General features: G+C 70.6%; 13 protein-coding genes and 1 pseudogene. 9 read left to right on the forward strand and 5 right to left on the reverse strand.

The window, feature by feature from the left end:
- Positions 1 to 16 precede the first annotated feature (16 nt).
- Entirely contained in the window at positions 17 to 409 is a 393-nt protein-coding gene (locus G6045_RS33155; protein WP_165335886.1) for a peptidase inhibitor family I36 protein, read from the reverse strand.
- Positions 410 to 565: 156 nt separating this feature from the next.
- The gene (locus tag G6045_RS33160) at positions 566 to 2,185 is read right to left on the reverse strand and encodes an MFS transporter (RefSeq protein ID WP_165335887.1); all 1,620 of its coding nucleotides are present in this window, start codon (positions 2,183 to 2,185) and stop codon (positions 566 to 568) included.
- 129 nt (positions 2,186 to 2,314) lie between these two features.
- On the opposite strand from G6045_RS33160, the gene G6045_RS33165 reads away from it, so the two are divergent.
- The 7 genes from G6045_RS33165 to G6045_RS33195 all read left to right on the forward strand — a co-directional run bounded on the left by G6045_RS33165 (position 2,315) and on the right by G6045_RS33195 (position 10,584).
- Positions 2,315 to 2,974, forward strand: a complete 660-nt coding sequence (locus G6045_RS33165; protein ID WP_328707990.1) for a TetR family transcriptional regulator — start codon at positions 2,315 to 2,317, stop codon at positions 2,972 to 2,974.
- Positions 2,975 to 3,130: 156 nt separating this feature from the next.
- On the forward strand, positions 3,131 to 4,321 hold the full coding sequence (locus G6045_RS33170; RefSeq protein WP_165335888.1) for an alpha/beta hydrolase: 1,191 nt from the start codon (positions 3,131 to 3,133) through the stop codon (positions 4,319 to 4,321).
- A gap of 228 nt (positions 4,322 to 4,549) precedes the next feature.
- On the forward strand, positions 4,550 to 5,416 hold the full coding sequence (locus tag G6045_RS33175; RefSeq protein ID WP_165335889.1) for a DUF4429 domain-containing protein: 867 nt from the start codon (positions 4,550 to 4,552) through the stop codon (positions 5,414 to 5,416).
- A gap of 222 nt (positions 5,417 to 5,638) precedes the next feature.
- Positions 5,639 to 7,174 (forward strand): sensor histidine kinase, encoded by a 1,536-nt coding sequence (locus tag G6045_RS33180; RefSeq protein WP_165335890.1) that lies wholly within the window; start codon positions 5,639 to 5,641, stop codon positions 7,172 to 7,174.
- Between the two features lie 24 nt (positions 7,175 to 7,198).
- Positions 7,199 to 7,882 (forward strand): response regulator, encoded by a 684-nt coding sequence (locus G6045_RS33185; protein WP_165335891.1) that lies wholly within the window; start codon positions 7,199 to 7,201, stop codon positions 7,880 to 7,882.
- A gap of 202 nt (positions 7,883 to 8,084) precedes the next feature.
- Positions 8,085 to 9,215, forward strand: coding sequence for an alpha/beta hydrolase (locus tag G6045_RS33190; RefSeq protein ID WP_165335892.1), 1,131 nt, complete (start codon positions 8,085 to 8,087; stop codon positions 9,213 to 9,215).
- Positions 9,216 to 9,267: 52 nt separating this feature from the next.
- On the forward strand, positions 9,268 to 10,584 hold the full coding sequence (locus G6045_RS33195) for an acyltransferase family protein (RefSeq protein WP_235968477.1): 1,317 nt from the start codon (positions 9,268 to 9,270) through the stop codon (positions 10,582 to 10,584).
- 193 nt (positions 10,585 to 10,777) lie between these two features.
- On the opposite strand, the gene G6045_RS33200 is transcribed toward G6045_RS33195, so the two are convergent.
- Together G6045_RS33200 and G6045_RS33205 are read right to left on the reverse strand one after the other, a co-directional pair.
- Entirely contained in the window at positions 10,778 to 11,788 is a 1,011-nt protein-coding gene (locus tag G6045_RS33200) for an aldo/keto reductase (protein WP_165335893.1), read from the reverse strand.
- A 5-nt stretch (positions 11,789 to 11,793) separates the two neighbouring features.
- Positions 11,794 to 12,282 carry a MerR family transcriptional regulator gene (locus G6045_RS33205; RefSeq protein ID WP_408056390.1) on the reverse strand — a complete coding sequence of 163 codons (489 nt, stop codon included), beginning with the start codon at positions 12,280 to 12,282 and terminating at the stop codon, positions 11,794 to 11,796.
- Between the two features lie 94 nt (positions 12,283 to 12,376).
- On the opposite strand from G6045_RS33205, the gene G6045_RS33210 reads away from it, so the two are divergent.
- Both G6045_RS33210 and G6045_RS33215 read left to right on the forward strand, forming a co-directional pair.
- The gene (locus tag G6045_RS33210; protein WP_165335895.1) at positions 12,377 to 12,892 is read left to right on the forward strand and encodes a GNAT family N-acetyltransferase; all 516 of its coding nucleotides are present in this window, start codon (positions 12,377 to 12,379) and stop codon (positions 12,890 to 12,892) included.
- Positions 12,893 to 12,894: 2 nt separating this feature from the next.
- Positions 12,895 to 13,719, forward strand: a complete 825-nt coding sequence (locus tag G6045_RS33215) for a serine hydrolase domain-containing protein (RefSeq protein ID WP_165335896.1) — start codon at positions 12,895 to 12,897, stop codon at positions 13,717 to 13,719.
- On the opposite strand, the pseudogene G6045_RS40995 reads toward G6045_RS33215, so the two are convergent.
- Positions 13,676 to 13,866: pseudogene (locus tag G6045_RS40995) on the reverse strand (NAD(P)/FAD-dependent oxidoreductase); the annotation flags it as partial. The gene G6045_RS33215 and the pseudogene G6045_RS40995 overlap by 44 nt on opposite strands.

The raw sequence follows: 13,866 nt of genomic DNA on the forward strand, positions 1-13,866 counted from the left end.
ATTGGGGCGGGGCTGACTAGCGCTCCCAGATCTTGAACGCCCGGACCTTGTACGGCGATTCAGGAGCCCACGTGCCGCCCCCGCGGCCCGGGTAGGTCTCGAAGTCCCCTGTTTCCTCGCACTCCGCGGACTGGTACGTGGTGACCGGGCGGGCCGTGCGGTTGGCGAGGGCCTGGGCGCTGCTGCCCGGCGGCAGCGCCGTACAGGTCTCGGTTGTCAGCTCGGTCAGTTCGTACGTGGTGCGGTCGCCGCTGTAGTCGGGCGCCGTCCACAGGCACAGCTCCCCCGGTCCGCAGCCCGTCGGGCCCGGTGGTGCGGCCGCCGCCGGTGCCATGGCCGAGGCGAGTGCGGCGACGCCGAGCGCGGCCGCGGTGATGGTCGTACGGAGCTGAGTCCTCGTCGTGCGCATGGTGGTGAACCCCCGTGTCGTGCCGATCAGTCGGCGCAACTGTGAACTGCGCCGGGAGCGACCGGGAAGGGGGTTCGGCAGTCGTCACCCTGATAGGGGAAATCCCCGCCGGGACGACCCGGCGGGGATTTCGACAGCTGCTGCGCGTACGGAAGGTCAGATGTGACCGACTCCCGCGCCCGCCTCCGCGTTGGCGCCCTTCTTGGTCAGCAGGGCGACGAAGATCGCGACCACCGCGACGCCCGCGGCGGTGAGGCTGGCGAGCTCCATGCCGGACATGAAGGTGTCGTGCGCCACGTCGGTGATCTTCGCGGCGATCTCCGGCGGGGTGTTCGGCGGCACGGGCGCCGCACCCGACTGCACGGCCTCGGCGGCCTGGCCCAGCTGCGCCTCGGGGATCGGCGGCAGACCCGCGTCGGCCCAGTTGCCGGCGAGGCTGTTGTCGACCTTCGAGGCCATGATCGCGCCGAGTACGGCGGTGCCGAGGGCGCCGCCGATCTGCATCGCGGCCTGCTGCAGACCGCCCGCGACACCGGAGAGCTCCATCGGGGCGTTGCCCACGATGACCTCGGTGGCGCCCACCATGACCGGCGCGAGGCCGAGGCCGAGCAGGGCGAACCAGATCGACATGGTGAGGCTGGAGGTGCCGGTCTCCAGCGTGGACATGCCGTACATCGCCAGCGCCGTCACCGCCATACCGCCGGCCAGCGGGATCCGCGGCCCGACCTTGGTGATCATGAAGCCGGCCAGCGGCGAGCCGACGATCATCATGCCGGTGAGCGGCAGCAGGTGCAGACCGCTGTCGACGGGGCTCATGCCGTGCACGTTCTGCAGATAGAAGGTGACGAAGAACAGACCGCCCATGAAGGCGATGGCCATCAGGACCATCAGGACCACACCGGCGGACAGCGGCACCGAACGGAACAGCTGCAGCGGGACGAGCGGCTCCTTGACCCGCGTCTGCCAGAAGGCGAAGAGCACGAACGCCACGAGCGAGCCGCCGATCCAGGCCCACGTGCTGGTCGAACCCCAGCCCCACTCGGGCGCCTTGATGACGGCCCACACCAGGGAGAACATCGCGACGGAAAGCAGCGCGATACCGAGGAGGTCGAACGAGCGCGGCGCGTTCTCGGCCCGGTGGTCCTTCAGGATCACCACACCGAGCACCACGGCGATGATGCCCACGGGCACGTTGATGAAGAAGACCGACTGCCAGCTGACGTGCTCGACGAGCACACCGCCGAGGATCGGGCCGCCCGCGGTGGAGGCACCGATGACCATGCCCCAGATGCCGATGGCCATGTTGAGCTTCTCGGCCGGGAAGGTGGCGCGCAGCAGGCCGAGCGCGGCCGGCATGAGCAGCGCGCCGAACAGGCCCTGAAGGACACGGAAGGCGACGACGAAGCCGACGCTGTTGGAGAACCCGATGGCGCCGGACGCCACGGCGAAACCGACGACGCCTATGAGGAAGGTCTGCCGGTGGCCGAAGCGGTCACCGAGCTTGCCCGCGGTGATCAGCGTGACCGCGAGGGCGAGGAAGTAGCCGTTGGTGATCCATTGGATCTGCTGCCAGGTGGCACCCAGATCCGACTTGATCACGGGGTTGGCGATCGCGACGATCGTGCCGTCGAGGGCCACCATCATCACGCCGATGGCCACGGCGAACAGGGTCAGCCAAGGGTGGCCGCGCAACCCCTTGGCCGTGGTCGGTTCGGACGTACTCGCCGGGGAATCGGGGGCCTTGCCGGCCTTGTCGACGGTGGTCTGACTAGTCATGGGGAAAAGGCTAGTGACAGTCGCTGACAGTTGACAACGTCAGCCACTAGTCGGTAACTGTCACGTTGCTCACAGGTAATGTGAGCCCGGACGTGGAGCCTGACAAACAGGAAGAAAGAGGGCCGTGGAGTGACAGCGCGTGGAGTGACTCCGGGGCTTCCGGGACTTCCGGGGCTGCGCGAGCGCAAGAAGCAGCGCACCCGGGACGCGCTGGTGCGCGCCGCGATCGAGCTCTTCACGACCCAGGGGTACGAGCGCACGACCGTCGACGAGATCGTCGCCGCCGTCGATGTCTCGCAGCGCACCTTCTTCCGCTACTTCGCCGGCAAGGAACAAGTGGTCTTCGCCGTACAGGAGATGGTCGAGGCCCGCTTCGTCGAGTCGCTGCGCGGCCGACCGCCCGAGGAGCCGCCGTTCGAGGCGCTGCGGCGCGCGGTGCTCGACGCCTGGGACTCGATCGGCGAATCCATCGAGCAGTTCGTGCCGGTGGAGATGTACATGCGGGCGTTCCGCATGATCGAGTCGACGCCCGCGCTGCTCGCCGTACAGATGCGGCGGACGGCCGAGACCGAGGAGGAGATCGTGCGGATCGTCGCCGCACGGGAGGGACTCGATCCCGAAGAGGATCCTCGGCCCTGGGTGGCGGTCGCGGCGTTCAGCGGGGTGATGCAGCTGGCGGGACGGCGCTGGGGAGCCGGGGAGGAGATCAGCGTGGAGTCGATGCGACGACTCACGGCGTCTCTGCTCGAACGCCTGGAGCCCTCACTGGCCGGGGACTGGCGGCGGTAACCGCACCCGTTTCATACACGAAACGGAACGGATGCTTACGTTCCGTGATCGGAGAACCCGCAGAGTGCCCGCTTTAGCCCGATCATCCGATACGTAACGTGATCCGCGCCACGGTCCGTGCGGTCGGCCGTCCGGGTCTCCTAGGGTGGCCGGATCGTGACTTCTTTCGACTCCACGCCCTCGCTGAACATCTGGCGCGCCCTCCTTGCCGTTGCCGTTGTCTTCGTCATGCTGACGGCCACCGGCTGGACCGCGGTCCGCAGCAAGGGCGGGTCGACACCGCTCGAAGCCGCGCTCTCCGCCTGGAACCGCGGTGGCATCGACGGCCGGGATCTGCCCGATCCCGAGGCGCCGGCCAAGCGGATCTCGCGCTTCTTCGCCACCTTGAGCAACGCACAGCAGGATCGCCTCGCCGAGCGCTACTCCTTGGTCGTCGGCAACCTCAACGGCGCCCCGGTGACTCTGCGTTACGCGGCGAACCGTCACTCCCTGCACAAGGCCGTCAAGGCCGAAAGGGAGCGGATGAACGACACCCGCCTGTCCGATACGGGCAGACGCGACGCGGGACGCCGTATGCACCGCTTCGAATCCTTTCTGAAGCCCGGCCGCGACCTCCTGGCCTTCGATCCGTCCGGCCGCGGGCGGGTGGCCGAAGTGCTCGGCAACCTCGAGAAGGCCGAGCGGGTGTCGGTCGTCGTGCCCGGCGTGGACACGGACCTGCTCACGTTCCAGAAGACCTTCGGGCGGTATTCGGCGACGTCCGGCATGTCCCGCGCGCTGTACCGCACCCAGCGCGCCGAGGACCCGGACACCCGTACCGCCGTGATCGCCTGGGCCGACTACACGGCGCCCGGCGGTGTGGGCATGGACGCCTTCACGGTCCGGCGCGCCGAGGACGGGGCGCTGCGGCTCAACGCCATGCTCCGCTCACTGCCCGGCCGGGCGCCGACCGCGCTGTACTGCCACAGCTACGGCTCGGTCGTCTGCGGGCTCGCCGCACGTGAACTGCCGCCCCGCGTCCGGGACATCGCGGTCGCCGGCAGCCCGGGAATGCGCGCCGAGACCGCCGCCGACCTGGGAACTTCCGCGCGGGTGTGGGCGATGCGCGACGAGGACGACTGGATTGCGGACGTCCCGCATCTGGAGGTCGGCAGTTTCGGCCACGGGGTGGATCCGGTGTCGGCCGGATTCGGGGCGCGGGTGCTTTCGGCCAAGGACTCGGTCGGGCACACCGGTTACTTCGAGCCGGGCACGGAGAGCCTGCGTAATTTCGCGCGGATCGGTGTCGGCCGTTGGGACGAGGTCAGCTGCGCGGATGACGGGGATGCGTGCCGGGCGCACGTGTGAGGCCGGGCGGACAGGGCAGGGTCCGACCGACGGGAACCGGCGGTACCTCGCGGCGGATCGCCGCGGTCCGGGGACGGAGCGTCCCCGTCCGCGGGCGGAGCTTCCCGTTCCGGGGTGCGCGGAGCAAGAGCTGCGGTCCCGGGCCTGGCCGACGCGCGTAGAAGACGGCCGGGGCGGGAAGACGCCGGAACGTATCGAGGGGGGACGTACAGGCGCATGCCGCATACGATGAGCCGCATGGGTGACGTACTGGCCGGATTTCATGCCGCCTGGGAGTTCGACACGGACTCCGTGCTCATCCGCTTCGAACGGGGGATCAGGACACCGAAGCTGTTCCATGCGCTCGGTGAACGCCGCATCCCCCACGAGGCGTTGGCGGATGTGACCTTGGCCCCGGGGAAAAGGGGCACGGTGGTGTTGCACGCTGTACCGAGAGCCGGCGCCGATCCGCTGATGGAGGCGGCGGCCGGGCAGCTCAAGGACGGGTGCGATCCGTACCGCCTGGTGCTGCCGGCCGAGCGCGAGACGCTCGCCGAGTACTACCGCGACGAGCTGCGCGCCGTCCTGCCGTCCTCCGAGGGGCCCGCCGACCGCTTCATGGTGGATGCACCGGAGGGGCCGCTGCACTTCAAGGCGTACGACGGGAAGGCCTCGTTCGACGGGAAGGCGGTGAGCTTCCGCTGGTTCTGGACGGGGGCCTCGTCGGCGAAGTGGAAGGCGGGCGACCAGACCTTCCACGTGTCCGATCTCAGCGGTGTCGAGTGGCGTTCGCCGGAGATCTTCGACGGCTACATGCGGCTGATCCGCCGGCCCGGCACGGTCGTCCAGCCCGCGCAGGCCGATCAGGATCCGGCCGCGGTGGTCTTCGGGCTCGGGTACGGACCGGTGCATGAATCGCTGCCGTTCGCGGCGGCGGTGCTCGCGAGCGTGCGGGCGCGGGGTGCGGCGGCCATCGAGGACGCGCGGCCCGCGGGGCGGCGGGATCCGGCGGACATCGCGGAGCGGATCCGGCATCTCGGCGAGCTGCATGGGGCGGGGCTGCTGACGGATGAGGAGTTCTCCGCGAAGAAGGCGGAGTTGCTGGCGGAGCTTTGAGCCGGTGGGGCTTTGAGTGGGCGGAGCTTGAGCCGGTGGGGCTTTGAGCCGGCGGGGCTTTGAGCCGGCGGGGCTTTAGGGGTACGGGGTGGCAGTCGGGCTCGGGTTGCTGTCGGCGCCCCGGGTGGTGCTGTGGCCAGAGGTAATACCGGGGTATGAGGTCAGGTCCGGCTCTGCGGTATGACGCGAGCGGCGCGGCTTCCTGCCTACGCTGATCAGGCCATGAATGACGCGCAGCAGTCCTCGACCGACGAGACCACCGACCAGCCCGGACGCCGGGCGGGACGGTGGCTGCCACGCCTGCCCTGGAGGCGGACGGCGGGCGAGCGCCCGGCTTCAGGCGCGGCGCCCGATCCGGGCCCGGTCGGCTTGGACAAGCCGGCGGACGGCCCCTGGCCCGCGGTGCGGGACGGACTGCGGGAGTTCGGCATCGCGCTGACCACCCCCGCGGCCGCCGGACGCGCTCCGCTCGCGCAGGCGCACAAGGGCTGGGTCCGGGCGACTCCGTATGTCGTGGTGTTCGCCTTCGTCGCAGCTCTGCTGCCCACCACCGTCACGGTGCTCATCCAGGATTACGGGATGAACGGCGGCATGGCGGGCGGTCTCGCCGTCGCCCAGACCTTGCCGCTGCTGCTCGCCCTGACCCGGCCCCTGCACGCGTGGTGGGTGATCTTCCCCGCCGATGTGATCGGCGGCCTGGCGCTCTATGCGGGCAAGCATGTCGACGGGCGGTCTTGGCCGTGGACTCCCATGATCATCGTCGGTTACGTGCTCCTGATGGTGCTGCTCGGTCTGCGCGAGAGCCGCCGGACCCTGATCGCGATCTTCCTGGTCACCGCGGCGGCCGGGGTGTTCTTCGAGCAGCTCTCGCAGACGTACAGCGACGGCTCCTGGGTCCTGATGCTGGTCCTCGCCGGGGTCACTCTGGTCGTGACGTACGCCCTGCGGCTGCGCGGTGAGGCCCAGGCGAAGCTGGCCGAGCAGGAGACGATCAGCGAGGCGGAACGGGCGCAGCGCACGCTGCTCGAGGAACGGGCGCGGATCGCCCGGGAGCTGCACGACATCGTGGCCCACCACATGTCGGTGATCACCGTGCAGGCGGACACGGCCAAGTACCGGCTGCCCGGGCTTTCGCCCGAGGTGGAGAAGGAGTTCGGTGAGATCGCCGCCGCCGCGCGCGAGTCGCTGACCGAGATGCGCCGGCTGCTCAAGGTGCTGCGCAATGAGGAGGCGCAGGCCGAGCGCACTCCGCAGCCCGGTCTGAACCGGCTGCACCAGCTGGTCGAGGCCACCCGTCGGGCCGGCGTCCAGGTGGCCATGACGCCCGCCGAGGCCCATCTGCAGGAGCTGGTCACCGGGGTCCCGCCGGCTGTGGACCTCTCGGCGTACCGCATCGTGCAGGAGGCCCTGTCGAATGTGATCCGGCATGCGCCCGGCGCCGTCGCGCACGTCGAACTCGATGTCCACCAGCGCGAGTTGCTCCTGTCCATCGTCAACGGGCCCGCGCAGAAGCCACGTTCGGCCCTGGAGACCTCGGGCACCGGGCATGGCCTGGTCGGGATGCGTGAGCGCGTACGGTTGACCGGTGGCTCTCTCGAGGCGGGCCCCGCCGCCGGCGGCGGTTTCCGTGTCGAGGCCCGGATTCCTCTGCACGAGCAGGACGGAGAGGGAGAGCCGCCCGCGGAGAACACCTCCCGGCCCGCGCAGGACACTCCGCAGTCCGAGCAGGACACCCGGCAGTCCGAGCAGGACACCTAGCTGCCCGAGAAAGGCACCCCTCCTGTGACCATCCGCGTACTCATCGTCGACGACCAGGCCATGGTGCGGGCGGGCTTCGCCGCGCTCCTGGCCGCGCAGAGCGATATCGATGTGGTCGGGCAGGCGGAGGACGGCAAACAGGGGGTCGAGCTCGGCCGCTCCACCCACCCCGATGTGGTGCTCATGGATGTGCGGATGCCGGAGATGGACGGCCTGGAGGCGGCCAGGCGGCTGCTCGATCCACCGCGGGGCGTGATCCACCGGCCCAAGGTCCTGATGCTGACCACGTTCGACGTGGACGACTATGTCTACGAGGCGCTGCGGGCCGGGGCGTCCGGCTTTCTCCTCAAGGACGCGCCGCCGGACGATCTGATCTCGGCGGTACGGATCGTCGCGGCCGGAGAGGCGCTGCTCGCGCCCTCCGTCACCCGGCGGCTCATCGCGGACTTCGTGAAACAGCGACCGGCGCAACGCAAGGACCCCGCCCTCAAGTTGAACGGTCTGACGCCGCGCGAGGCCGAGGTGCTCGAGCTGATCGCGCGCGGGATGTCCAACCAGGAGATCGCCGCGCATCTCGTGCTCGCCGAGCAGACCGTGAAGACGCATATCGGCCGGGTCCTGTCCAAGCTGGATCTCCGCGACCGGGCGCAGTTGGTGATCTTCGCGTACGAGGCCGGGGTTGTGGTTCCCGCCAGGGGCGACGAATAGGAGCTCCTGGAAACCCCGGGATACCTGACACACAAGAACGCTCCCCCATCGGCACGCCCCTGACAGGTCTCCCCCACTAGACCCCCTAGTACTGGGGTATCAGCCGCGGTTTGGCTCCGCAGTGTGACGCCCGGCCACCCACCGTCTTCCTACCTTCCCTCCGTCGGCAACACGGCGGACGGATGCGAAGGGGAGACCGGTCATGCGGCTTCAGGCTTGGAAGGCACGCGGCAAGAGGACTCTGGTCGCGGCCGCTCTCAGCGGGATGCTCGTCGCGGGCACCGCCGGCTGGGCCGCGGGCAACCAGCAGACCCCGGTGACCGGCCCCGTCCCGGGCGTCAGCTCCTGGCGCGCCGACCGCGCGCTCGGTCAGCAGCTGCCCGACCCGGCGACGGCGAAGCCCGCCGAAGTGGCCGCGTTCTTCCGCTCGTTGAGCACCGCACAGCAGCAGGGGCTGCTCGACCGGCACCCGCTGGTGGTCGGCAATCTCGACGGTGCGCCGGTGGAGCTGCGGTACGAGGCCAACGCCCGTGCCCTGCGGGAGGAGAGCGCCAAGCAGCTGCGGCGCGCCCAGGACCGGACGCTTCCCTCCCGTGACCGCGAGGCGGCCCGGGCCCGCGCCGACCGCTATGACGCACTCCGGGCGGACGGCCGGCAGATCATCGTCTTCGACCCGCGGGAGCGCGGCCAGGTCGCCGAGGTGTACGGCACGTTGGACGGCGCCGCGCATGTGTCGGTGATCGTGCCGGGCTCCGATATCGATCTGAACAGCTTCGACCGCGAGAAGGACCCGTACGGCACACCGACCGGGATGGGCCGTTCGCTGTACGCGGCCACCGGGCACCGCAGCGCGGTGATCGCCTGGGCCGGGTACACCACGCCGGTCGGGATCGGCCCGGACGCCGCCACCGGACGGCTCGCCGAGGCGGGTGCTCCGCGCCTGGCCCGCTTCGTGCAGGGGCTCGACGCCGCGGGCACACCCGACCCGGTGCTCTTCTGCCACAGCTATGGCTCGGTGGTCTGCGGCGAGGCGGCCCCCGAGCTGCCCGCCGCCGATCTGGTCGTGGCCGGTTCGCCCGGGATGCACGCGGACGACGTGGCGGATCTCCACACCAAGGCGCGGGTCTGGGCGGCCAAGGCCCAGGACGACTGGATCGACGACGTACCGAACGTGGAGCTCTTCGGCCTCGGCCACGGCGCCGACCCGGCCGGTCCGGGTTTCGGCGCCCGCACCGTCCCGACCGCCCGGGTCGACGGTCACACGGGCTACTTCGAGCCCGGCACGGACTCCCTGCGCGCGTTCGCGCGCATCGCCCTCGGTGAGCGGACCTGAGCCCGTCACGGCTCCGACACCCCGTACTTCTCGACGACTTGAGGACACCGCCATGACCAGCACCGCACTCGCCCCACGACCAGTCGACCCGGAGTCCGGGTCCGGCTCAGGACCCGGCTCGCGGTCGGGCTCCCGTCCGGCCAAGGCGCTCGGCGCCGTGCGCAAGACCGCCACGAGCATCGACGCCCGTACGCCGGAGCATCGCGACCGTGCGATCGACGGGCTGCGCGCCCTCGCGCTGCTCGCGGTGCCGATCGGGCACTGGCTGCTCGGCGGCTTCCGCGTCGACGGCGAGGGCGCCCTGCGCAACGCGAGCCCGCTGTCCGCCTTCGAGTTCTTCGCGCCCATGAGCTGGGTGCTGCAGATGCTCGGGATCTTCTTCCTGGTGGGCGGATACGCCTCGGTGCTCTCGTACCGCCGCTCGCTGGCCCGCGGGGAGTCCTCCGGACGCTGGCTGCGCGGACGGGTGGCCCGGCTCGGGCGCCCGGTGCTCGGGGTCACCGCGGTGTGGGCGGCGCTGATCCCGGTGCTCTACGCACTGGGCATGCCCGGCACGACCCTGCACACCGGGGCCACGCTGGTGATCCAGCCCTTGTGGTTCGTCGGGGTTTACGCCGTGATCACGGCGCTCACACCGTTCTGCGTACGGGCCGCCGAGCGCCTCGGCGCCTGGGCCGCGGCACCGCTGCTCGCCTCGGTCGCCGTCGTGGACTTCCTGCGCTACGGACCGTTCGCGGAGTCCATGCCGTCCTGGCTGAGCATGCTGAACATCCTGCCCGGCTGGATGTTCGCCTACCAACTGGGCGTCAGCTGGGGCGAGAAGAAGGTCGGCAAGCGGGGCGCGTGGCTGCTGCTCGTCGGCGGTACGGCGCTGTTCGCGGCACTGCTGCTCGCCTTCCACTACCCGGCGTCGATGGTCGGCGTGCCGGGTGAGGCCCGCACCAACTCGCACCCGCCGTCCCTGCTTGTGCTCGCGCTGGCCGCGGCGCAGAGCGGCGCCGCGATCCTGCTGCGCGACCGCCTCGGCAGGCTGCTCCGGCGGCCCGCGCTGTGGGCCCCTGTCGTGATCATCAACCTGTCGGCGATGACGATCCTGTGCTGGCACCAGACGGCGATGTTCGGTGCGGCGACGCTCGGTTCGTTCCTCGGCCCGATCGGCGGTCTGACCACGGCGCCGGACACGCTCGGCTGGATCGCGGCGCGGATCGCGTGGCTGCCGGTGTTCGCGGCGCTCCTGGTCCTGATCGGCCGCTGGGCGCGGCGCTTCGAGGCGCCGTGGCAGGCGGGCTCGCGTGCGGCGAACGTACGGCGTGCGGTGGCGGGTCTGCTCGCGGCCTCCTTCGCGGTCTTCGCCCTCGGGCTCGCGTGATGGCGGCCTCCGGAGCCTGCGTCTGCGGCGGGCCGCTCTGATGGCGGCGCGGGGCGGCGCCCGTGCGCCACCAAGCGTGAGGTGCCGGTCCGCTGACAGCGGACCGGCACCTCACGCGGAGTGGGATCAACAACTCGACAGTGGACGGGACTTGACGGCCATCGCCGCTGCCCCGACCCCACCTCCGTGGCTGCTACTCGCGGCCGGCCGAGGTGAAGGACATGTCCGCGTAGCGGCCGCCCGCGACCTGGCCCGCGATCGGCTCCAGGAGTTCGAGCTCGGACGGGGTCAGGATCAGGTGGGTGGCGGCCGCGTTCTCCTCGATCCGGGTGCGCTTGCGGGTGCCGGGGATCGGCACCACGGTCAGGCCGTGCACCTGGGCCCGCTGCTGCACCCACGCGAGGGCGACCTGGGCGGGCGTCGCGTCACGGGACTCGGCGACCGAGCGGATCGGGGCGAGCAGGGCGGCGTTCGCCGCGGCGTTGTCGCCGCTGAAGCGGGGCATCGTGCGACGGAAGTCGGAGGCGTCCAGATCGCTGTCCGCATTGGCGAAGGAGCCGGTGAGGAAACCACGGCCGAGCGGCGAGTACGGGACGAGGGCGACGCCCAGTTCGGTGGCGGCGGGGACGACGTGCTGCTCGATGTCGCGGCTGAACAGCGACCACTCCGACTGCACCGCCGCGATGGGGTGGACGCCGTGGGCGGCGCGCAGTTCGTCGGCGGTGACCTCGCTGAGGCCGAGGTGCTTGACCTTGCCCTCGGCGACGAGTTCGGCCATGACGCCGACGCTCTCCTCGATCGGCACGGTCACATCGCGGCGGTGCATGTAGTAGAGGTCGATGCTCTCCACGCCGAGGCGGCTAAGGCTGCCCTCGATGCACTGGCGGATGTACGCCGGGGAGTTGTCGATGCCGCGCTTCAGCGGGTCGTCGGGGTCGATGACGATGCCGAACTTGGTGGCGAGCACGATCTCGTCACGGTGCTTCTGTACGAACGGGGCGAGGAACTTCTCGTTCTCGCCGGCGCCGTACATGTCGGCGGTGTCGAAGAAGGTGACGCCCAGACCGAGGGCGTGGTCGAGGGTGGCCCGTGCCTCGTCGGCGTCGGTGGGCCCGTAGGCGAAACTCATGCCCATGCAGCCGAGTCCCTGGACGGAGACCTCGGGGCCGCCGGTGCCGAGCTGTGCCTTCGCGATGGTGCTCATCAGGTTCAGGACCTCTCCGGCGCCGCAGGGGCGCCCGCGTAAAACTCGATCTTGTAGTCGAGGACGGCCAGCGTCCCCTGGAGCTCCGCGATCCGCGAGAGAACGTCGCGCCGCGTGCTCTCCAGGAGCTGTCGCCGCTCCTCGAAGGTGTGGTCGCCCTCGCGGACCAGTTCGGCGTAGCGGACCATGTCCGCCACGGACATGCCGGTCAGGCGGAGCTTGCCGACGAAGGTGAGCCAGTCCAGGTCGCGGTTGGTGAACCGGCGCTGGCCCGTGTGGGAGCGGTCGACGTGCGGCATCAGACCGATCCGCTCGTACCAGCGCAGCGTGTGCGCGGTGAGCCCGGTGTACTGGGCGACCTCACTGATCGTGTAGCGGTCCTGGCCCGCGGGGCGCGGATGCGGGCGCGGGCCCGAAGCGCAGACGTCGACCGGGGCCGCGGGTGAGGTCGTCTCGAGTACGGGTACGGGGGCTGGTACGGGGGTGCTCTCCATCACCGTCATACCCCCACGCTAGAACCTTGGAGTGCACTCCAAGCAAGCCGTATCGGCAGGAGTTCACGGAGCGGACGCGGTTAAGGTGCCGGGCATGGTCATTTCCCGCCTCGCCACGCCCGATGATGCCCCTGAACTGGTACGCCTGCGCAAGGTGATGCTCGACGAGTACCTCGGCGTGCAGTCGGACACCGCGTGGATGGCGGTCTCGGTGGAGGTCCTGCGCGCCAAGCTCGTGGGCGAGGAGGGGCAGCTGGCCGCGACCGTGGTGGAGCGGCCGGACGATCCTGGGCGGCTTGCGGCGTGCGCGGTCGGGACGATCGAGTACCGGCTCGGCGGTCCGGAGAATCCCCTGGGGATCAGCGGCTATGTCTTCAGCGTGGCCACGGATCCGGAGCTGCGTCGGCGGGGTTATTCGCGGGCGTGCATGGAGGAGCTGATCGCCTGGTTCGAGCGGCGCGGGGTGCGCAAGGTCGATCTGCGGGCGTCCCCCGAAGGCGAGCCGCTGTACGCGTCGCTCGGCTTCGCCCGCACGCCGGATCCGGCCATGCGGCTGGCGCTCCGGCACACCCCGGACCGTTCCGGCGCACCCGGGACCGTACGCTCGTAGCCATGCAGAGCCTCGCCCTCATCGAGAACTGGCCGGTCCCCAGCGCGGCGGCCGGGGTCGTCCGCGCGGACGGGACCGTCGTCGGCACCCACGGGCCGGTGACGCAGCGCTTCCCGCTGGCCTCCGTGACCAAGCCCCTTGCCGCGTACGCCGCGCTCGTCGCGTACGAGGAAGGGGCCGTCGAGCTCGACGAGCCGGCCGGGCCCGAGGGGTCGACCGTGCGGCATCTGCTCGCGCACACGAGTGGGCTCGCCTTCGACGAGCACCGGGTGATGGCCCCGCCCGGGACGCGGCGGCTGTACTCCAACGCGGGGTTCGAGGTGCTCGGGGATCACATCGCCAAGGCGACGGACATTCCGTTCGCGGAGTATCTGCGGCAGGCCGTGCTCGAACCGCTCGGGATGACGCAGACGTCGCTCGAGGGTTCGCCGGCGAAGGACGGGGTGTCGACGGTCTCGGATCTGCTGCGGTTCGCGGCGGAGGTGCAGGCGCCGCGGCTCCTTGACGCACGGACCGTGCTCGATGCGATGTCCGTGGTGCATCCCGGTCTTTCCGGGATCCTGCCCGGGTACGGGCATCAGAAGCCCAATGACTGGGGGCTGGGGTTCGAGATCCGGGACTCCAAGTCGCCGCACTGGACGGGGGGTTCGTCGTCGCCTCGGACGTTCGGGCACTTCGGGCAGTCGGGGACGTTTGTGTGGATCGATCCGGATGCGGGGGCTGCGTGTGTTGCTCTCGCGGATCGGGCGTTCGGGGCGTGGGCGGTTGAGGCTTGGCCTCCCTTTACGGATGCGGTGCTTTCGGAGTTGCGGGGCCGTTCGCTCTGAGGTCGGTCCCGTCGTCGGGTGCGGTCCCGTTGCCGGGTGCGGCCCCGTCGTCGGGTGCGGTCCCGTTGCCGTCTGCGGTCTCGTCGTCGGGTGCGGTCTCGTTGCCGTCTGCGGGCCCGTTGCGCCTGCGGCGGGCGGGGTTTCCCC

Origin of the sequence: Streptomyces mesophilus, assembly GCF_011044995.1 — a bacterium.
GTDB lineage: Bacteria > Actinomycetota > Actinomycetes > Streptomycetales > Streptomycetaceae > Streptomyces > Streptomyces mesophilus.